The organism is Sphingobacterium alimentarium (genome assembly GCF_004342685.1).
In the GTDB taxonomy this organism is placed as follows: Bacteria; Bacteroidota; Bacteroidia; order Sphingobacteriales; family Sphingobacteriaceae; genus Sphingobacterium; species Sphingobacterium alimentarium.
Map to the genome: position 1 here is coordinate 31,664 of NZ_SMBZ01000007.1, position 19,441 is coordinate 51,104.

At 40.1% G+C, this 19,441-nt stretch carries 21 protein-coding genes; all 21 read right to left on the reverse strand.

Going from position 1 to position 19,441, the window contains the following annotated elements; translation table 11 throughout:
• Positions 1-11: 11 nt before the first annotated feature.
• Positions 12-1,457: a complex I subunit 4 family protein gene (locus EDC17_RS04175; RefSeq protein ID WP_132776892.1), complete on the reverse strand. Its 1,446-nt coding sequence runs from the start codon at positions 1,455-1,457 to the stop codon at positions 12-14.
• Between the two features lie 25 nt (positions 1,458-1,482).
• Positions 1,483-3,402, reverse strand: coding sequence for an NADH-quinone oxidoreductase subunit L (nuoL, locus tag EDC17_RS04180; protein ID WP_132776893.1), 1,920 nt, complete (start codon positions 3,400-3,402; stop codon positions 1,483-1,485).
• A 20-nt stretch (positions 3,403-3,422) separates the two neighbouring features.
• Positions 3,423-3,752 carry an NADH-quinone oxidoreductase subunit NuoK gene (gene nuoK, locus EDC17_RS04185; RefSeq protein WP_132776894.1) on the reverse strand — a complete coding sequence of 110 codons (330 nt, stop codon included), beginning with the start codon at positions 3,750-3,752 and terminating at the stop codon, positions 3,423-3,425.
• Positions 3,752-4,249, reverse strand: coding sequence for an NADH-quinone oxidoreductase subunit J family protein (locus EDC17_RS04190; RefSeq protein WP_132776895.1), 498 nt, complete (start codon positions 4,247-4,249; stop codon positions 3,752-3,754). Before EDC17_RS04190 ends, nuoK begins: the two co-directional genes overlap by 1 nt.
• Before the next feature lie 5 nt (positions 4,250-4,254).
• Positions 4,255-4,773: a NuoI/complex I 23 kDa subunit family protein gene (locus EDC17_RS04195; protein ID WP_132776896.1), complete on the reverse strand. Its 519-nt coding sequence runs from the start codon at positions 4,771-4,773 to the stop codon at positions 4,255-4,257.
• A gap of 7 nt (positions 4,774-4,780) precedes the next feature.
• Positions 4,781-5,821 carry an NADH-quinone oxidoreductase subunit NuoH gene (gene nuoH, locus EDC17_RS04200; RefSeq protein WP_132776897.1) on the reverse strand — a complete coding sequence of 347 codons (1,041 nt, stop codon included), beginning with the start codon at positions 5,819-5,821 and terminating at the stop codon, positions 4,781-4,783.
• Positions 5,822-5,827: 6 nt separating this feature from the next.
• On the reverse strand, positions 5,828-6,844 hold the full coding sequence (locus EDC17_RS04205) for a 2Fe-2S iron-sulfur cluster-binding protein (protein WP_132776898.1): 1,017 nt from the start codon (positions 6,842-6,844) through the stop codon (positions 5,828-5,830).
• 20 nt (positions 6,845-6,864) lie between these two features.
• Positions 6,865-8,220 (reverse strand): NADH-quinone oxidoreductase subunit NuoF, encoded by a 1,356-nt coding sequence (gene nuoF / locus EDC17_RS04210; RefSeq protein ID WP_132776899.1) that lies wholly within the window; start codon positions 8,218-8,220, stop codon positions 6,865-6,867.
• A gap of 5 nt (positions 8,221-8,225) precedes the next feature.
• Complete coding sequence (locus EDC17_RS04215; protein ID WP_132776900.1) at positions 8,226-8,750, reverse strand: NADH-quinone oxidoreductase subunit NuoE family protein; 525 nt, start codon at positions 8,748-8,750, stop codon at positions 8,226-8,228.
• Positions 8,743-9,978, reverse strand: a complete 1,236-nt coding sequence (locus tag EDC17_RS04220) for an NADH-quinone oxidoreductase subunit D (protein WP_207895674.1) — start codon at positions 9,976-9,978, stop codon at positions 8,743-8,745. The genes EDC17_RS04215 and EDC17_RS04220 overlap by 8 nt, the downstream gene beginning before the upstream one ends.
• 15 nt (positions 9,979-9,993) lie before the next feature.
• Positions 9,994-10,497, reverse strand: a complete 504-nt coding sequence (locus EDC17_RS04225; RefSeq protein ID WP_132776901.1) for an NADH-quinone oxidoreductase subunit C — start codon at positions 10,495-10,497, stop codon at positions 9,994-9,996.
• Positions 10,490-11,044 (reverse strand): NADH-quinone oxidoreductase subunit B, encoded by a 555-nt coding sequence (locus tag EDC17_RS04230; protein WP_132776902.1) that lies wholly within the window; start codon positions 11,042-11,044, stop codon positions 10,490-10,492. The genes EDC17_RS04225 and EDC17_RS04230 overlap by 8 nt, the downstream gene beginning before the upstream one ends.
• A gap of 91 nt (positions 11,045-11,135) precedes the next feature.
• Positions 11,136-11,516 (reverse strand): NADH-quinone oxidoreductase subunit A, encoded by a 381-nt coding sequence (locus tag EDC17_RS04235; protein WP_132776903.1) that lies wholly within the window; start codon positions 11,514-11,516, stop codon positions 11,136-11,138.
• A 111-nt stretch (positions 11,517-11,627) separates the two neighbouring features.
• Positions 11,628-13,367 (reverse strand): tetratricopeptide repeat protein, encoded by a 1,740-nt coding sequence (locus EDC17_RS04240; RefSeq protein WP_243646037.1) that lies wholly within the window; start codon positions 13,365-13,367, stop codon positions 11,628-11,630.
• A 25-nt stretch (positions 13,368-13,392) separates the two neighbouring features.
• Positions 13,393-14,298: a PstS family phosphate ABC transporter substrate-binding protein gene (locus EDC17_RS04245; protein ID WP_132776904.1), complete on the reverse strand. Its 906-nt coding sequence runs from the start codon at positions 14,296-14,298 to the stop codon at positions 13,393-13,395.
• Between the two features lie 287 nt (positions 14,299-14,585).
• Positions 14,586-15,467 carry an energy transducer TonB gene (locus EDC17_RS04255; RefSeq protein ID WP_132776905.1) on the reverse strand — a complete coding sequence of 294 codons (882 nt, stop codon included), beginning with the start codon at positions 15,465-15,467 and terminating at the stop codon, positions 14,586-14,588.
• A gap of 35 nt (positions 15,468-15,502) precedes the next feature.
• Positions 15,503-16,060, reverse strand: coding sequence for an ExbD/TolR family protein (locus EDC17_RS04260; RefSeq protein ID WP_132776906.1), 558 nt, complete (start codon positions 16,058-16,060; stop codon positions 15,503-15,505).
• Between the two features lie 14 nt (positions 16,061-16,074).
• Complete coding sequence (locus EDC17_RS04265; protein WP_132776907.1) at positions 16,075-16,731, reverse strand: ExbD/TolR family protein; 657 nt, start codon at positions 16,729-16,731, stop codon at positions 16,075-16,077.
• Positions 16,732-16,830: 99 nt separating this feature from the next.
• Positions 16,831-17,661: a MotA/TolQ/ExbB proton channel family protein gene (locus tag EDC17_RS04270; RefSeq protein ID WP_132776908.1), complete on the reverse strand. Its 831-nt coding sequence runs from the start codon at positions 17,659-17,661 to the stop codon at positions 16,831-16,833.
• Between the two features lie 399 nt (positions 17,662-18,060).
• The gene (locus EDC17_RS04275) at positions 18,061-18,408 is read right to left on the reverse strand and encodes a translation initiation factor (RefSeq protein WP_132776909.1); all 348 of its coding nucleotides are present in this window, start codon (positions 18,406-18,408) and stop codon (positions 18,061-18,063) included.
• A gap of 15 nt (positions 18,409-18,423) precedes the next feature.
• Positions 18,424-19,299, reverse strand: coding sequence for a diacylglycerol/lipid kinase family protein (locus EDC17_RS04280; RefSeq protein ID WP_132776910.1), 876 nt, complete (start codon positions 19,297-19,299; stop codon positions 18,424-18,426).
• Positions 19,300-19,441: the final 142 nt, after the last annotated feature.

Here is a 19,441-nt window from a genome sequence, read left to right on the forward strand (position 1 = left end):
TTTGACTTATTTTAAAACTTTACTGATTCAATTAATTGTGTTACCGATGCCTCTGAAAGTCTCAATAGGCCATTCGGAAATATCCCTAAATAAATAATTAAAGCACTAATTATCACCAATACGAATACTTCAATGCCCGCCGCATCTTTTACTTCAGCATAATTCGTATTCAAAGGTCCTAACATAGACTTTTGGAATAAACGCAACATGTACACCGCCCCTAAGATCAGGGTCAAGCCCGCAAATGCAGCATACCAAATATTTAAGCTATATAAGGATTTCAACAATAAAAACTCACCGACGAAACCATTTGTCAACGGCAATCCTACTGCGCCCATCATGATTATGACGAAGAAAACAGATAACTTAGGCATTCGCGCCGCAAGTCCGCCCCAATCGTTTAATACATAGGTATTTGTTCGGGAACGGATAATATCCAAGACCAAAAATAATCCTAACACGCTAATACCGTGATTAATCATTTGCAACAATGATCCTTGCAATCCATCTTGATTCCACGCAAAAATACCGGCAGTAATCAAACCCACGTGCGCAATGGAGGAATATGCGATTAGTCGCTTTGCATTTTGCTGCTTGAACGCAATAAGTGAAGCATATACTATTCCTATAATACAAAGTATCAATGCTACAGGTCCATACGCCTGTGCCCCGAAAGGAAGGATGGGAATCAACCAGCGTATAACACCATACGTACCCATCTTCAACATTATCCCCGCCAAGAGCATTGTGCCCACGGTAGGAGCGTTAGTATAAGTATCAGGTTGCCAAGTATGAAATGGGAATATTGGAATTTTTATGGCAAAAGCAATAAAAAATGCCCAAAACAGCCAACGCTGATCCACGTCATCTAACTGCAATGCTACAAAAGAGGCCCATTCGAAATCTTTGTTTGGCGTTTGCTGCGCCAAATAAAGAATTGCGATTAGCATCAACAAACTTCCGAAGAAGGTGTAAATAAAGAACTTTAAATTGACTTTTATACGATCTCCATCTCCCCATAGGGCACAGATAAAGTATATTGGAATTAATGCGGCTTCCCAGCCTACATAAAAGGTGAAAGCATCCAAAGCGGTAAATACCAACAACAAGCCCGCTTGCATAAAGCTCGCCAACGCATAAAAGCTGTGTTTATAGTCGCGTCCAAAGCTGGACAAGATGATGAGTGGAAATAACCCATTGGTCAATAGAACCAAGGGTAAACTTACACCATCCAAGCCCACATGAAAACAAATATTCATGCTCGAAATCCATTCAAATGATTGCTCAAACTGGACACTTGCATCGGGAATAAACGCATATAGAAATGGAATAGTCAGTGCAAGCTGTACAAAAGACATCACCAAAGCAATCCATTTCGCTGTCGAAGAAGACCGTGCAAAAGCTAACACGAGCGCACTAGCAACAGGTAGTAATAGCAGTATAAAAAGGTTATTCATTGATTATCTTCTATGTCAATTCTATCTAAATATTCAAAAGACCGTACAGTAAAATGGCTGCAACCCCCAATACCATCATAAAGATATAAAACCCTACATATCCACTCTGCCATTGGCGTATACCCCGGCCGGAGGCACTTATCAGACTCGCCACGCCGTTTACAACACCATCTATACCGGATTTGTCAACGACTTTATAAAGTAGTTTGGACAGCGCATTCAATGGCTTCACAAAAAGAGCAGCATACAATTCATCAACATACAGTTTGTGGTAAGACAATTTGTATAAAGTGCCTTGCACCGCACCATCTTCTTGTGGCACCTCCGATTTTTTCACATATTTCTGATAAGCTATTATGGCCATCACAATGGCCGACACCGCAGCAACTCCCATCAAAATATATTCTGTGTTATGATCCAGGTGAACTTCGGGTACGCGCGCATAGGTGTTCGCAAATATTGGGCTTAAGAAATTGGCCAACCAATGTCCGCCACCTAATGCCGAAGGCAAATTAATAATCCCTCCTACTACCGCAAGGACAGCAAGAACCATTAGAGGCACTGTCATTTGTATGGGCGATTCATGCAGATGATTCGCCTGGTCAGTGGTGCCCCTGAATTTCCCAAAAAACGTCAGAAACAGCATTCTGAACATATAAAAAGCTGTAAAAAGAGCCGCTACAAAGCCTAAACCCCACAGCAATGGATTGGCATGAAAAGTAAATGCTAAGATCTCATCCTTGGAGAAAAATCCCGAAAATGGAGGTATACCAGCAATAGCTATAGTGCCTAGCAACATGGTAATATATGTAATTGGCATATATTTTTTCAACCCACCCATTCTACGCATATCTTGCTCATGATGCATAGCGTGAATCACCGAACCTGCTCCCAAGAATAAAAGCGCCTTGAAAAAGGCATGTGTCATCACGTGAAAAAACGCTCCCGTAAATGCGCCTACGCCTAATCCTAAAAACATATAGCCCAATTGAGAAACCGTGGAATAGGCCAACACCTTTTTAATATCATTTTGGGTCACCGCAATGAAAGCCGCAATCAACGCTGTCGCAACACCTATGGCTGCGATGATTTGCATAGTAAGCGGAGATAGGGTGAAAAGAATATTCGAACGAATAATCATGTAAATACCTGCAGTCACCATTGTTGCCGCATGGATAAGGGCAGATACTGGTGTTGGACCTGCCATTGCATCCGGTAGCCAAGTGAACAAAGGAATCTGTGCCGACTTACCTGTAGCTGCTATGAATAACAGTAAGGTAATCAATAACAATGTTGCATCACCCATTGGGAACTCGGATGCCTTGCTGAATACCTCGGCATATTCCAACGTTCCAAACGTAGCAATAATGGCAAAAACGGCTATTAAAAAGCCTAAATCACCAATTCTGTTCATCACAAAGGCCTTTTTGGCAGCGCTAGCATACGATGAATTCTTATACCAAAAGCCAATGAGCAGGTAGGAGCATAAGCCCACGCCTTCCCAGCCAATAAACATGATCAGATAGTTCGATCCCAATACCAATAGTAACATGAAAAAGATGAAAAGATTCAGGTACGCAAAAAAGCGTCCGAAAGCTTCGTCTTCACGCATATACGAATACGAATACAAATGGATCAAGAATCCAATGCCTGTAATAATAAGCAACATTAAAGCACTCAACGGATCCAGTAAGAAGGAAAAATTCAAACTAAATCCACCCACAGATATCCATTCAAACAGCTGATACGTAAATGAAGCATCCCCTCCCGCATAGCGCGCATCCAGGACCTGTCCAAACAGCATGCAGCTCAATATAAATGCACCCAATACCGTTCCACAGCCTACCATGCCAATAAGTGATTTCGAAAAATTATATTGTCCTAACCCGTTAACTATAAAACCTAACAAAGGTATTAACGGTATTAGCCAAATCAGTTCCATCATATAATTTAGGTTTTACTCTTTTACCAACGTAATTTACTCAACGATTCAATGTCTACAGATTTGGTGTTCCTATAGACCATAATCACAATTGCCAACCCCACGGCAACTTCAGCGGCAGCCAAGGCCATGACGAAAAACACAAAAACCTGACCACTGGCGTCACCACGGTAAGCCGAAAATGCAGCCAACAGCAAATTAACCGAATTCAACATCAACTCAATCGACATCATAATGATAATGACATTACGACGAATCAATACGCCAATCACACCAATGGCAAATATCACACTACAGAATATTAAGTAATGATTCAGCGGTATGCCTTGTATATTTTGAATAATACTATCCATTACCCTTGTTTTGTTTCTTTTTTAGCTAATAATATGGCTCCGATCATCGCAGTCAATAACAGTATTGACGACAACTCAAACGGTAGCAAAAATTCGTCAAATAATACTTTACCTAAGTTCTTCACCAAACCTACATCCGTATTGCCTGTGACATATTCATTTTGACCTTCCAATACGCGAAATGCACCCAGGAAAGTAGCTAACAAACACATGCCCGCTATCGCACCCATGACCTTTACCAAGGTGGATTTCATCGGTTCGGTGTCCTTATTGAGATTCAGAAGCATCAATACGAATAAGAACAATACCATGATCGCCCCCATATAGACTATAAAATTTACAACCGCTAAGAACTGGGCATTCAAAAGGATGTAATGTACCGTGAACGTGAAAAAAGTAATTACCAAATACAATACACTATGTACTGGATTCTTTGTGAAGATGGTCATCAATGCAAAGAAAACCGACAAAAATGCTACAAAATAAAATATACCCATCCTGCTTATCCGTTTACATTAAGTTTTGTAATATCAAATTTTGGCTCAACCAACTTATCCTTACCGTAGATAAAATCCTTGCGCAAAAACTCCGCAGTCACATGCGGACCATCCAAATAAATGGCTTCCTTAGGGCATGCTTCCTCACACAATCCACAGAAGATGCAGCGCAACATATTGATTTCATATACTGCTGCGTATTTTTCCTCTCTATATAGATGCTCTTCACCTCTTTGGCGCTCAACAGCGGTCATCGTGATGGCCTCAGCCGGACATGAGAGTGCACATAGCCCACAAGCGGTGCAGCGTTCTCTGCCTTGCTCATCACGCTTTAGAGAATGTTGGCCTCTGAAATTTTTGGAATACGGTCTGATTTCTTCAGGATATTTTACTGTAGGTATCTTCTTGAAAAAATGTCGAATGGTAATAGCAAGTCCCTTAGCAATAGCCGGCAAGTACATACGTTCCCATATGTTCATTGGCTTTTGCTCGATGACTTTTTTTCGATTAGTTAATGATTGCATATCCCGACTATTGAAAGTAAGTATCCTTAATTAATGTGATTACACCTGTCAATACAATATTGGCAATGGCCAATGGAATCAAAATCTTCCAGCCTAAGTTCATCAATTGATCATAACGGAAGCGCGGCAATGTCCAACGAATCCACATGAAGAAAAAGATGAAGCCAAATATTTTTAAGAAAAAGACAAGTACACCAATAATAGTTATCCAGTTTTGGGACAAGCCCAAATCATACATAAATGGAAAATTATAACCTCCAAAATACAATGTCGCCATCAATGCCGATGAAACAAACATATTGATGTATTCCGAAAACATATATAATCCCAATTTCATCGACGAATATTCTGTATGGTATCCACCCACCAATTCGGTCTCACACTCAGGCAAATCAAAAGGTACACGATTACATTCTGCGAAAGCACAGGTAATGAAAATCAAAAATCCCAATGGTTGCACCCAAATGTTCCAATTGACAAAACCGGATTGCTGTGCCACGATTTCTCCTAGTTGCAAAGTTTCCGTCACCATCAATAGGGCTATGAGCGAAAGTCCCATACCGATTTCATACGAAATACTCTGTGAAGCCGCACGAATGGCACCCATGAGGGAAAACTTATTATTAGAAGCCCATCCCCCCAACATAATACCATAAACACCTAATGCAATCACGCCAAATACATACAATACACCAATATTGACGTCAGCAACCTGTAGGGATACAGTTCGACCATTAATAACCAGATCTTGGCCCCATGGAATAACCGCGGAACTGATACATGCGGTAATAATCGCAATGACCGGACCGAGGATAAATAACGTTTTATGAGCACCTGCCGGGATAATCTCTTCTTTGAAAAAGAATTTACCACCATCACACAAGGGTTGTAAAATTCCGAAAATACCCGCACGATCTGGACCATATCGGTCTTGCATAAAACCTGCTATTTTACGTTCTGCAAGCGTCGAGTACATCGCTATTACTAAGGTAACAGTGAATACCACGACCACGAGTATAAGTTTCTCTAATATAAAAGCACCTTCCATTAAGTTCTATTTTAAACGTTCTGTCCTATGCAATTGCGCCACATTCGCAAGCTGCAAGTCTGCATCTTCTTTTATGACCGCAGGCGGGTCAAATTGCTTATAATGATTCGCTCCGATTACCGATTCTTTCTCTACAACTGTAGGATGCTCTAGTACCCAATCTGAAGTGTTCTTGGTTTCAAACCGGCAAGTATTACAGATAAAGTCTTCGACCTCTCCAAATTCATCTTTCCGTCCTGTCACACGTAGCACCTCTTCACCTTTGTACCACAATGTTACTTTCCCTGAACATGTCGGGCAGTCCCTATGTGCGTCAATAGGCTTAGTAAACCATACTCTATTTTTGAATCGGAATGTTCTGTCTGTTAAAGCACCTACAGGGCACACATCAATTACATTTCCTATAAAATCATGATCCAATGCCTTTTCGATATGCGTCGAAATTTCAGAATGGTCACCCCGGTTTAAGATCCCGTGCTCACGCTCTTCTGTAAGTTGGTTTGCTACGTATACACAGCGATAACACAGAATACAACGATTCATATGCAGCTGTATCTTATCGCCCAGATCGATGCGCTCGAACGTACGACGCTCAAATTCATAACGTGTACCCTCTGCGCCATGCTCATAGCCCAAATCTTGCAATTTACATTCACCGGCTTGGTCACAAATCGGACAATCCAAGGGATGATTAATCAAAAGTATCTCCACTACGCCTTTACGTGCTTCGATCACTTCTGGAGAGGTAATATTTTGTACTTCCATGCCATCCATTACCGTCGTGCGGCAAGAAGCGACAAGCTTCGGCATAGGGCGTGGATCTTTTTCTGATCCTTTCGAAACTTTCACCAAACAGGTACGACATTTTCCTCCTGACCCTTCGAGTTTCGAATAATAACACATCGCAGGTGGAACTATATCCCCTCCAATCTGACGTGCCGCATTCAATATAGTCGTTCCCGGCGCTACATCCACCGGAATACCATCAATTGTGACTTTTAATTTTACAACTTCATCTGCCATCGTATCTCCTTCTATAATATCTATTGAACTACAGGCTCCAATGGATCTGCATAATGTGCCAAACCATAATTTCGTTGTTGTGACTCTTGAGGATTCAATACATGCCACTCAAACTCATCACGGAAATGCCTAATTGCCGCAGCTACAGGCCATGCCGCAGCATCACCCAATGGACAAATTGTATTTCCTTCTATCTTGCGTTGTATATCCCAAAGCAAGTCTATATCATCCATGGTACCATGACCATGTTCTATCTTGTGCAACACCTTTTCCATCCATCCTGTACCTTCACGGCAAGGTGAACATTGTCCACAGCTTTCATGATGATAGAATCGAGCAAAATTCCACGTATTACGTACAATACATTGATCTTCGTCATACACAATAAAACCGCCCGAACCCAGCATCGTGCCTGACTGAAAACCACCTTCAGCTAATGATTCATAAGTCATCAAACGCGAATTCCCTGCTGCAGTTTTGGTGATCAGATTTGCTGGAAGAATAGGAACAGACGAGCCTCCTGCCACTAACGCTTTTAGGCTCTTGCCATTGGTTATACCGCCACAATATTCATCCGAATAAATAAATTCTTCGACCGAAACACCCAACTCAATTTCATATACACCTGGTTTATTGATATTCCCAGACGCAGAAATTAATTTTGTACCGGTACTACGTTCTATTCCTATTTTAGCATACTCTTCTCCACCATCGTTAATAATAGGCACTGTCGCTGCAATAGATTCAACATTATTTACCACGGTAGGGCAGCCGTACAAACCAGCGATCGCCGGGAATGGAGGCTTGATACGCGGATTGCCGCGCTTGCCTTCCAAAGATTCCAACAATGCCGTTTCTTCTCCACAGATATAAGCACCACCACCCGGCTGTACATATATTTCTAGATTATATCCCGTGCCTAATATGTTATCACCCAACAGTCCCGCCGCTTTCGCTTCTGCGATAGCTTGTTCCAAAATCCGAATTTGAGGCATCATCTCACCACGCACATAGATGTACGATGTATGAGCTCCCAACGCATAGCTTGACACGATCATGCCTTCTATCAATGCGTGTGGAATGTGCGTCATCAAATAACGGTCTTTGAACGTACCGGGTTCTGATTCATCAGCATTACAGACCAAATAGCGCGGCACACCTTCTGGTTTAGCCAAGAAACTCCACTTCAAGCCAGTCGGAAATCCCGCACCACCACGGCCACGAAGGCCTGATTTCTTTACTTCTTCGACCACATCATCGGGCGACATTGTTTTCAAAGCCTTTTCTACAGCACGGTAACCTCCCTTTTGACGGTATACGGCAAAAGTGTTAATTCCCGGCTCATTGATATGCTCTAATAATAATTTACGTCCCATAATGATTATGCCTCTTTAGCTTTATTTCGCAAAGTATCAATCAGCTGATCGACACTTTCCTCCGTTAAATTCTCGTAAAATGTATATTCAGGGCCAATCTGTAATACTGGCCCATAACCGCAAGCCGCCAAACACTCTACACCGCGCCAAGAAAATAATCCATCCGCAGTGACCTCTCCCTCTCTCACGCCTAGACGGTCTTCAATATGCTTCATAATACGCTCTGCCCCTACCAAACAGCACGGTCCAGTACGACAAACTTCTAAAGCATATTTCCCTTGTGGTCGCAGGAAATACATGGTATAAAACGTAGCTACTTCATAGACCTCGATAGGCTTGATCTGCAAAAATGCCGCGACCTTATCCATAGCATCGGTACTCAACCAACCATATTCAGCCTGTACCAGATGCAAAATAGGCAGTAAAGCAGATTTTTGTTTACCTGCAGGATAGCGACTCACCACTTCAGCAAATTTGGCCAAGAGTGCGTCCGAAAATTCTACAGGAAAGTTTTCTTGTACACTAAGCATCTAATTCTCCAGCTATAATATTTAAACTACTCATGTTTATAATCACATCCGAAATCATCATCCCTGCACTCATCGGCGCAAACATTTGATAATTAATAAATGATGGTCTTCGGAAATGCAGTCGATAAGGTGTACGCCCTCCGTCATGGATTAGATAAAACCCCAATTCCCCGTTAGCCCCTTCGACCGAATGATATACTTCTGATTTTGGAGTTTCCCATTCACCCATTACAATTTTGAAATGGTAAATCAAGGCCTCCATATTGTTATATACTTGTTCTTTTGGAGGCAAATAAAATTCCGGAACATCCGCATGAAATACACCTGCTGGTTCTTTTTTAATTTTATCCAGAGCCTGACGTATAATGCTTAATGATTGCCACATCTCTGCGTTGCGGACCATGAATCGATCGTAAACATCACCATTCGTCCCCACAGGAACTTCAAAATCAAACTCTTCGTAAGAACAATAAGGCGACACCACACGCACATCATAATCGACCCCTGTGGCACGCAAAATTGGTCCTGACCAACTATATTCTAATGCTTCTTCCGGTGTCACTCCCGCCACACCCGCCGTGCGTTCTATAAATATTCTATTGCGAACAAATAATTCCTCAAATTCTTTTAGAACCGGCGGATAACGCTCCAGAAATTCTTCTATCTTTTTGAAGGTCGTGTCGTTGAAATCACGTTCAAAACCGCCAATACGCCCAATATTCGTTGTCAAACGCGCACCGCAAATTTCTTCGTAGATTTCATAGATAAACTCCCGCTCCTGCATCACATAAAGGAAGCCCGAGAAAGCGCCTGTATCCACACCCAAAATACCATTACAGATGATGTGATCGGCTATACGTGCCAATTCCATCACAATCACCCGCATATACTGCACACGCTTCGGGATTTCAATATCCAACAGCTTCTCTACAGTCATATGCCAGCCCATATTGTTGATCGGCGAGGAACAATAATTCAGACGATCCGTCAATGGCGTAATTTGATAGAATGGACGGTGCTCCGCGATTTTTTCAAAAGCACGATGAATATACCCAATTGTTGATACTCCACTCACAATACGCTCCCCATCGATCTGTAGTACATTCTGAAATACGCCGTGCGTAGCTGGATGCGTAGGACCTAGATTCAGGGTAATTAATTCATCTTGCGGATCATTATCCTCGTATACCGGTTTATTTGGTGTTATTTTGGTAATAGGTTTGCTCATTTACATTCTTTCAAGTTATCGGCCAAAATAAAAATCTTTCTTATCCACTCTGTTCGGATCCTCCAATGGATATTCTTTGCGCATCGGGAAGACATCCAACTCATCCATATTTAGGATTCTACGCAAATCAGGGTGTCCTTCGAAATTGATTCCATAGAAATCATAAGTCTCGCGTTCCATCCAGTTCGCACCTTTCCACACCGCAGTAGCGGAAGGAATAGTTGGGTTATTTGTCTCCAAAAACACCTTTATACGTATCCGGAAGTTTTGAAATAAGTTATGCAGATGGTATACAACCGCAAAAGATTTTTCCTGATTAGGATAATGTACTGCTGTAATATCCGTTAAATAATTAAACCGCAGCGATTCTTCGTTTTTGAGATACACCAATAAATCGATTATCTGATCTACCGTAGCACGAATAGTCAATAGCCCATGTGGCTCGCCTATCACATCTACAGCATCTCCAAACCTACCCTGCAAATTATCTATTATATATTGATTAGTTAGTTTATCCATTGTTAGTCTCTATTCCATACTTCTCCAACAGCGCTTTATATTCCGGTGTATTGCGTCTATTTAGCGATTCATTTTTGACGATGTCTTGCAATTTTAGTACGCCGTCTAGAATAGCCTCAGGGCGAGGAGGACAACCCGGTACATATACATCTACGGGTATGATTTCATCAATGCCCTGCAGCACCGAATAGGTGTCAAATATTCCTCCACTAGACGCACAAGCACCAACCGCAATTACCCATCGTGGTTCCGCCATCTGTATGTACACCTGCTTCAATACAGGAGCCATCTTTTTAGCTATCGTACCCATCACCAGCAACATATCCGCCTGACGAGGAGAAAAACTAGGACGCTCCGCACCAAAACGCGCCAAATCATAGGTAGAACCCATAGTGGCCATAAACTCAATCCCACAGCACGAAGTCGCAAATGGCAAAGGCCATAGGGAATTCGCTCGAGCTAATCCAATCGCTTTATCTAAAGTAGTGGCAAAAAATCCAGCACCTTCCACTCCTGGAGGCGCCTCCGCTAAGGTGATCTTGCTCATAATAAGTTATTCTTTTCCTCGGTTTATACGTTGTTCAATTTAATGTTTTTATTCCTTAAATTGAATAATGGAATGTTATTTAGAATGGTTCTTAATCCCAATTCAGTGCTTTTTTCTTAATGACATAAATGAATCCCAAGAGCAATAAGCCCATGAAAATAAACATCTCTATCAATCCTTCCATACCAAACTCCCTGAAGTTTACAGCCCATGGATACATGAAGATAACCTCCACATCAAAAATGACAAACAGGATGGCTACAAGAAAATATTTGATGGAAAATGGTTGACGTGCATTACCGATGACCTCTACTCCCGATTCAAAAGACGTTAGTTTATTCGCTGTACGCACTTTGGGTCCAATCAGATGTGTGCCTATAATGGTCGTAATTCCAAACCCCGCCGCAACAACTAATTGAATAAGGATGGGCAGATAATCAACAGGAAGGTTTTGTCCTTGTAAATTTTCCATAATATAAGTTTAGTTTTCAGTTGTAAAGCAAATATATAACTTTTATCAAAAAATAAAAGGGGAAACTGAAATCAGTTTCCCCTTTTAGAAGATTTGTATTCTTGATTATTATTAATTAATAAAATCTTTCAACGCCTCTAAGTATTGTGTTGCAACCTCATCACCAGGAGTCAACGCTACTGCTTTTTTGAAAATACCAGCAGCTTTAGCATAATCTTCTTTTAAGATGTGGTAGTATCCAATTACGTTATAAACATCAGTCAACTTCACAACCTCATCTTCTGTCAACTGCTCACCAGCTGCTTGTTTGTCAGTAAGAACTTTCTCTAACTGCGTGAACGCTGGTAAATACAATCCTTTATGCAATTCTGGTTGCTCAGGGTCGATAATATCTAAATTATAATTGCTATAACCTTTGATATATAACGCAGGTACTTTGAATTCTGCTGCTGCTGAGTCTGTAGAGTTGATTACTACATCTAAAGCTTTGATTGCATCATTAAATTCTTGAGTCCCGTCTTCACCAGCTGTTTTCTTTTTGTTACCGGCACGGAAGTTTGCATCACCTACTAAGTAGTTTGCTTCGTAAAACCAAGGTTCTCCTTGTTGTTGAGCTGGAACATTGAAGATAGCTGCTGCCGCTTCGAAGTTCTCAGCATTGAATGCATTTCTACCGTATCCATCTACCTCATTGATCAATTCTTTATCCATTTGCAAAGCTTTTCCTAAATACTGAAGACCTTTGTTTTTGTCACCAGCCTCGATATTAGAAAAACCGCCGAATAAATAATCAAGTGCAATAAGACGGCTCTCTTCAGCGTTTGCAAACAATTTGTCAAAGTAACCAACTGCTTTTGCAGGATCTTTATCTTGGTTGATAGCGATCAAACCTAAGTAACGGTATACTTTAGCATCTACACCCGGTACATTTTCCAATTGAAGAGCTACAGTTTTTAACTCATCATATTTTTGACCAAATACCAAGAAATCCGCGTAACGTACCAATGCATCAGATGATTTATCGCCTGTCACCGATAGGTATTTTTTGTAGCTATCTACAGCTTTTGCTACTTGAGCTTCGTACGCTGCTTTTTGCTCATCTGTGTTATCAGGCATACGTTTAGCGATTTGCAATTCTGTTTCTGCTATCTCGCGATATACCGGACCATAATTTGGATATTCCGCAGCAATCGAGTTATACTGATTCAACGCCTCGTCAAAAGCGAAAGCACGACGCGTGATTAATGCTTGTTGTACTTTGGCTTTTACTAAATTTGGATCTATATTTAATGCATCACGATAATTTATAAAAGACTGGCTATTTTCACCCAATCCTAAGTAAGCATCACCCAATGAAACAGGGATCAATGCATCTTTAGCATTTTTGGCTTTTGCTTGTGATAAATAGTCTACCGCCTTCGCATAATCGGGCTTAGGTGCATCAATGTATGCTTTACCAATATAATATAACGGTAAATAGTCTTTTTTGCCTAAACTAGATGTTGCTTGAGTGAACTTTTGCTCAGCGGCTGCTACATTATTTTTTTCTAATTCTACGATACCTAAACCCACTGTATTTAATGCTTCTTTAGGAGCATTCGTAATACCATTGTTAAAAGCCCATGTAGCGGAATCCAATTTTTCATTCACTAAATACACTTGACCTAAGTAAAAATGGTTTTCTCCATCTTTTGGCTTTTTAGCAACTAAATTTTGTAAGATGCTTTTAGCTTTATCATATTGCTCTGCATCAAGAGCCGCTTTCGCATCTTTTAAACTTTGAGCATTAGCAGTGCTTACTACAGCTCCTGCCGCTAATAAACTCAAAAACAATTTGCTTTTTGTCATCATTCTATTTATGTTCTTTAGTTATTTACTAATTTATTTTATCTCTCACTATAATTTCTCTTCCCGGCATCTTTGCAGGTAATAAACCTGATTTCAATACTATACGCTGTCCTCTATCACCAGTTAGAAAAGCCGAGAATCCCATACCTAATCCCAAATGTGGCTGGTAGTTCAAGATCTTAACCTCTCTGCGCAACGGATATTCGCCCGTAGATAAGGAGGCTTGAGTCGGCTTGACGTACTTCGGCGTGGCCAAAGTGTCATTCAACACGCTCAAGATACGAATTTTATCTTTTTCTGTGAAAGAACTTTGCAAAGATAAATATTGATTGTAGCTCATAATCCCAATTTGATTATTCCCTTCTGCTACAGTTGTCAGTATGCTATCTGCTGTACCTTTCACTTGAATATACGTATTCGCTATTTTATCTATTTTACCCAGTTCTCTAAAATATCTTATGACACTAGAATTTGGGTTGTCAATAACAAGGGATTTGCCGGCTACAGCTCTACCTGTCATTAAATCAATTACATCCGATGTTTTAATCGTCGTATCTTGACCTGCTCTGCTTACCATTACTACAGCATCGTAAGCTATAGAATATATTCTTGGCACCACTGATCTTTCATCAAAAGATTTACGTTCAACTTCTGTCAACTCTCGCGAAAGAATAATAATAGAAGCGTCACCTTTGATTAAATCATTTACTGCCTGTACTTCTGGCTTGCTTACTAATTTAACCTTTGCGTTATAATACGAACTCTCAAAGACCTCTTTTTGCTCTATAATAATCGGAAGCAATGACTCGTCGACCAATACCGACACTTCTCCGGATAATATATCATCCTTATTACTTTTTTGCTTGGCGTCTTGACATGAAGTCAAGAAAACAACAGCAGTAACAACATATATAATCTTATAGAACAAATTCATTACCAATATGATTAACTAAACAATCAAAGGATTAATCCTTAACATTTTTTAACGAAAGTTATTTTGCCACAAGCGTGCAAAACGCATAAAAGAATATACGATTAGCAAAATACCAAACATATTCTTATATGTCTTATCAATATCGATTGGAAAATCTTTCCAAAAGATTATCAGTAAACCTATGATGAAATAAAATAAAAACATGCATAGGCCTAAAATAGACAGAAATCGCTTTGTTGGCGATTTCTGTCTAAATTTATTGTTATCCATTCCTGAATTATAACTCATTACATGTTAGTTAAATCCAAACGAATAGGAAGTGAATATGCGACACGTACTGGACGACCGTTTTGGATACCTGGGCTCCATTTTTTAGCTTTTTTCAATAAGTTGATAGCAGCTTGGCCAGTTCCGTATGATAAGTCACGTTGCACTTTGATATCTGTCAATGAACCGTCTTTCTCAACTACGAATGTCACTTGTACTGTTCCTTTTACGTTAGCATCAATTGCTGATTGTGGATATTGATAGTTATCCCCGATCCATTTACGGAAAGCGTTCAAACCACCCGGCGGTTCTGGTTGGATCTCCACGGATTGGAAGATCTCATCCGCATTACCTGTTCCACCTTCGACTCCTTTCGTACTACCTGTTGCAGCACCCGCTACATCTTTTGTACCCCATTTACCTTCGGTAGTAATGCTTCCACCTTTCATACCTTTCATCGCTACAGGACCGATAAGTTTTTTCTTATCTGTAGCTTCTTCTACTGTGGCCACTTCTTCAGTCACGGCCTTTTCCTTAGGAACAGGCTTGATTTCTGGAAGAGCAACGACGTCTAGCGCGGGCTTAGATTCGGCTATTTTAGGAGCCTCTTCCTGTACCACAGGCTTTTCTTCTTCTTCAGGAAGCTTTTCAGCTAGATCCTCTAAAGTCACTTCTTCAGTAAATGCAATTTCTTCTTTAGGTCCATCATTACTGCTGAAAAGATCTAAATTGAAAGCTTGCGGAATACTAAATACTGCTACCACTGCGGCTACAATAGCCATCGCCGTGTTAGTGGCTTTAGGGCCTAATTTACGTAGCTCGTAAGCTCCGTAAGATTTATTCCTATTTTCGAAGACTACGTCAAGCCACTCACTTTTAAATATATTTAATTTTTCAAACATATTAGTATATTTTTATGAAAGCCTTTACGACGATACTAGTCGTTATAAAGATTTTCTTTTTTCAATAGCTCAATTTCGTCATCCATGATACGGTTAGATATCATATAACGTTTTATGTCTACAATCTTCATTTCATCCAACGCGTCAATGATATTACGCGTTACTGATTTTTCGCTTGGACGGATTACCACGATTACATCTTTTCCTCCAGCTTGTTGTGGAACAAGCTTTTGCATTTTCAATAATACGCTACGTAATCCTTCATTGCTATAATCAATTACTGTTGGACCTTGAAGAGGATTCTTAACATCGCCTTGATACCATACAAGCTTGTCATCAGAACCCAATACTAGGGTCACACTACGGTGCTCATCCACGTCTACGTCAGTATTCTTGTCCTGCTCAACGTTTTTGTCTGGCATCGCAACGTCCATGGCTTGCGGCTTATTCAACGATGTTGTCAACATAAAGAAAGTAATCAATAAGAATGCCAAGTCTACCATGGCTGTAAGATCGACCTTACCGCCATTTTTCTTAGATCTTACTTTTCCTCCTTTTCCTCCTTTACCGGAGTCTTGATTTAATTCTGCCATCTAATTATTAATTATTAATCAGCTTTAAGACCAGTTACAAAACTGAACTTATTTTGTTTCTGATTACGTAATGTCTCAATTATCAAATTCAAACTTGGGAACTTCTCATCCGCATCCGCTTTAATAGCTACTGTCATAAGTTCGATATCATCCGGATCTTTTCCGTCTTCCATCGCTTTGTTACGCAATATATTAGCTGATGCTACACGAGCTTCTTTTACCCAAGAGAACAATTCGTTCGTTAGATTCTGTGTAGAATCTACAGGGATACCTCTTTGCTTTTCTGCTGTTCTTTCCGAATCGTTTGCAGCTAACAAAGTTTTCATCGCTTTGATCGACACTCCAAAATCTTCTAGACCTTTGAATTTAGCGTATTCTTCTGGTGAGAATTCCATTCCGTATTTGCTAGCCATTCTTTGCAATGTCTCTACGCGTACATTTGGATCGCTCATTTTAAAGAATACTTTTCCTTCATCACCTACTGTGATAATCGCTAAATTTCCATCAGGTAATTTAGCTTGAGAGTACGAAGGTGCTGTATCCACAGTCAGAGTCTCAGGTTGTCTAGCTGTAGCTGTAAGAACGAAGAATGTTAGAAGCAAGAAAGATACATCACACATCGCGGTCATATCGATCGATGTACTGGCTCTTTTTACTTTTGCTTTACCCATTTCTTTAACCTTTATTTATTAACAACTCTATTCGTTTACTTAATGATGCTTTTGAATTTCACTTTCCATAAAAAAAGTTGAAATATTTTTTAGCACATCTTATTTGTGGTTCGCAGCGTAAGTTTGAACGATTGAGAAACCAGCTTCGTCGATAGAATAAGTTAATTTGTCAATTTTAGCAGTCAAGATGTTGTACATGATGATCGCGAATGTTGAAGTAGCGATACCTGTAGCTGTGTTGATAAGGGCCTCAGAGATACCGTTTGCTAATTTAGCTGAATCTGGAGCGCCACCTGTCGCTAATGCAGAGAAGGCCTTGATCATACCTGTTACCGTACCTAATAGACCTGTCAACGTACCAATAGACACTAATGTAGCTAGTACGTTTAAGTTTTTCTCTAACATAGGCATTTCTAATGCTGTAGTCTCTTCAATCTCTTTTTGGATTGCTAAAGCCGATTTTTCTGCATCTAAGCCTGGGTTAGCTTCTACATCTTTGTATTTCAATAAACCCGCTTTGATTACGTTTGCAACAGAACCTTTTTGTTTGTCACACTCAGAAATAGCAGAGTCAATGCTTCCTGTTTTTAATAATGATTGTACTTTTCTTACGAAGTTACCTACGTTACCTGTACCTGAAGCTTTACCAATCACGATGAAACGCTCGATTGAGAAAACCCATACCATCAAGAATAAACCGATTAACACAGGTACGACAACACCTGCATGGTAAACCATACCACCATAGTTACCTGGTAGAGGTTGATTCTCACGATTGCCATCGATAAAGTTGCTTGGATTACCCATTACATAATTCCAAATAAGGTATCCAATTACGAAACAAATAACGATTGCTAAACTCGCAAATAAATTACCTGAATTGCCACTTTCTTGTTTTGCTGGGCTAGTAGTTTTTGGTGCGTTTGCCATTTTTACTAAGTTTTAGATTTTTACTGTTGTTTAATTATTATGTTTAATTCTATTAAAATAATGCAAAATTGTTGGCATCATTTTGACTACTGTCAAAACAAATATACTATTTTGATATAAATTTCAAATTTTTCAAGTGTTTTTTATAATTCTTTTTTTGGACGTCTATAAGAACGAGCAGCGCAGCAATCCTATTCTTATGTGTGATTTTTAGAATGTCCATTTATAGAATATAATGCAATAAAAACTATTTTTTTTTGTATATCCAAATTAATCAGGGCATTCCGTATAAAAATAAGTAAGCAAACACTTACCAACATTGAAGCTAGATATTCACACCCACCTTACCTTTCAGTATGTAACAATCTTTGAATAAACTGGTTATACAGTCAAATTATTCTATCCACCTACGAGTTTGACCTGATAACCAAGGATTTTTAATATTTCATGGATCTTGAGTTTAAAATCTCCTTGTACCAAGATTTCTCCATTTTTAGCACTTCCACCCACACCACACTTTTGCTTTAATAACTTTGCTAAATCCTCTAAATCCTCCTCACGTCCAATAAAACCATCCACTATTGTTACAACCTTTCCTTTGCGGGATTTCTTGTCTAATTGTATTTTTAACTTTTGCTGCTGCACAGGTAAAGTATCCACGTCTTGCTCGTTGTTCATCTCATACGCGTAAGAATCGTCTGTGGAATACACAATACCTTCGAAGCGTTGTTTCTTTTGCTTTGCCATACTATAACTTAAAACTTAACAGATTATATTGAGCGCATTAGGCTGCACCTGAATATGTAGATTGCCCGCAAGTGCTATCGGCTCTCCATCCACGTGAATAGGCCCGTCGTCCACGCGCTTTATCAGAATATCCCTACCCGGGATGATCTCCACGTATTCCGACTGGTCTGCCGACCGATTGAAAAGATGAAATACCATCATGGGTAATATATATAAGGGGAACTTATGTACTATACATACATCCAGTAGCCCATCATTGACCGAAGCATTGGGCGCGATATAAGCGTTGTTGCCATATTGCGGGGAATTAGCCACCGAGATCATAAAGGCCTCACGCTCGTAATGCTGACCATCAATAGTCAGTTCATATTTGCAAGGCTTATAATTACTAATAACATTAATTGCCGAGCGTAGGTAGCCAATGGGACCGCGAATAGAATCATTTGCAAATCTATCGGATACCGAAGCGTCAAATCCCAAACCTGCGATATTAAAAAAAGGCTTGCCATTGACAATACCACAATCGACCCCTGCTGTCTCGAAGCGATTCAAGCGCTTGATGGCCGCTGTTTCATTCATCGGGATGCCTAAGTATAATGCAAGACCATTGCCCGATCCCTCAGGAATAATGCCCAATGGGATATTTGACCCAATCAATGCCGCGCCAAGCTCGTTGATTGTACCATCACCGCCCACTGCTACTACCGCGTCATACTGCTCTTCCACCGCCATCTTACCCAATTCATAGGCATGGCCTGCTCGCGAAGTCTGCTGGAAAGTAGGCTTAAACTTTTTTAAATCCAACACCTCCAAGACTTTCGAATTGAAAGCAGTTTTTTTCTTGCCTCCCGAAATGGGATTAATAACAAATAGAATATTCTTCTGTTCCATATCTATAATCAACCGAGTAAATATAATCTAAATTTCACGATGTATAAAAATTAATATAATCCACCAAGCGTATTGTGATAATAATAAAAGTGTTGTAACTTTGCGACCAAATAAAAATGTGGACTGATTTGCATTTTACAAA

What these genes read in the sequence shown, in the direction of transcription:
- EDC17_RS04175 (WP_132776892.1), bottom strand. Translation starts at nt 1,457, where the DNA reads ATGAATAACCTTTTTATACTGCTATTACTACCTGTTGCTAGTGCGCTC.
- nuoL (WP_132776893.1), bottom strand. Translation starts at nt 3,402, where the DNA reads ATGATGGAACTGATTTGGCTAATACCGTTAATACCTTTGTTAGGTTTT.
- nuoK (WP_132776894.1), bottom strand. Translation starts at nt 3,752, where the DNA reads ATGGATAGTATTATTCAAAATATACAAGGCATACCGCTGAATCATTAC.
- EDC17_RS04190 (WP_132776895.1), bottom strand. Translation starts at nt 4,249, where the DNA reads ATGGGTATATTTTATTTTGTAGCATTTTTGTCGGTTTTCTTTGCATTG.
- EDC17_RS04195 (WP_132776896.1), bottom strand. Translation starts at nt 4,773, where the DNA reads ATGCAATCATTAACTAATCGAAAAAAAGTCATCGAGCAAAAGCCAATG.
- nuoH (WP_132776897.1), bottom strand. Translation starts at nt 5,821, where the DNA reads ATGGAAGGTGCTTTTATATTAGAGAAACTTATACTCGTGGTCGTGGTA.
- EDC17_RS04205 (WP_132776898.1), bottom strand. Translation starts at nt 6,844, where the DNA reads ATGGCAGATGAAGTTGTAAAATTAAAAGTCACAATTGATGGTATTCCG.
- nuoF (WP_132776899.1), bottom strand. Translation starts at nt 8,220, where the DNA reads ATGGGACGTAAATTATTATTAGAGCATATCAATGAGCCGGGAATTAAC.
- EDC17_RS04215 (WP_132776900.1), bottom strand. Translation starts at nt 8,750, where the DNA reads ATGCTTAGTGTACAAGAAAACTTTCCTGTAGAATTTTCGGACGCACTC.
- EDC17_RS04220 (WP_207895674.1), bottom strand. Translation starts at nt 9,978, where the DNA reads ATGAGCAAACCTATTACCAAAATAACACCAAATAAACCGGTATACGAG.
- EDC17_RS04225 (WP_132776901.1), bottom strand. Translation starts at nt 10,497, where the DNA reads ATGGATAAACTAACTAATCAATATATAATAGATAATTTGCAGGGTAGG.
- EDC17_RS04230 (WP_132776902.1), bottom strand. Translation starts at nt 11,044, where the DNA reads ATGAGCAAGATCACCTTAGCGGAGGCGCCTCCAGGAGTGGAAGGTGCT.
- EDC17_RS04235 (WP_132776903.1), bottom strand. Translation starts at nt 11,516, where the DNA reads ATGGAAAATTTACAAGGACAAAACCTTCCTGTTGATTATCTGCCCATC.
- EDC17_RS04240 (WP_243646037.1), bottom strand. Translation starts at nt 13,367, where the DNA reads ATGATGACAAAAAGCAAATTGTTTTTGAGTTTATTAGCGGCAGGAGCT.
- EDC17_RS04245 (WP_132776904.1), bottom strand. Translation starts at nt 14,298, where the DNA reads ATGAATTTGTTCTATAAGATTATATATGTTGTTACTGCTGTTGTTTTC.
- EDC17_RS04255 (WP_132776905.1), bottom strand. Translation starts at nt 15,467, where the DNA reads ATGTTTGAAAAATTAAATATATTTAAAAGTGAGTGGCTTGACGTAGTC.
- EDC17_RS04260 (WP_132776906.1), bottom strand. Translation starts at nt 16,060, where the DNA reads ATGGCAGAATTAAATCAAGACTCCGGTAAAGGAGGAAAAGGAGGAAAA.
- EDC17_RS04265 (WP_132776907.1), bottom strand. Translation starts at nt 16,731, where the DNA reads ATGGGTAAAGCAAAAGTAAAAAGAGCCAGTACATCGATCGATATGACC.
- EDC17_RS04270 (WP_132776908.1), bottom strand. Translation starts at nt 17,661, where the DNA reads ATGGCAAACGCACCAAAAACTACTAGCCCAGCAAAACAAGAAAGTGGC.
- EDC17_RS04275 (WP_132776909.1), bottom strand. Translation starts at nt 18,408, where the DNA reads ATGGCAAAGCAAAAGAAACAACGCTTCGAAGGTATTGTGTATTCCACA.
- EDC17_RS04280 (WP_132776910.1), bottom strand. Translation starts at nt 19,299, where the DNA reads ATGGAACAGAAGAATATTCTATTTGTTATTAATCCCATTTCGGGAGGC.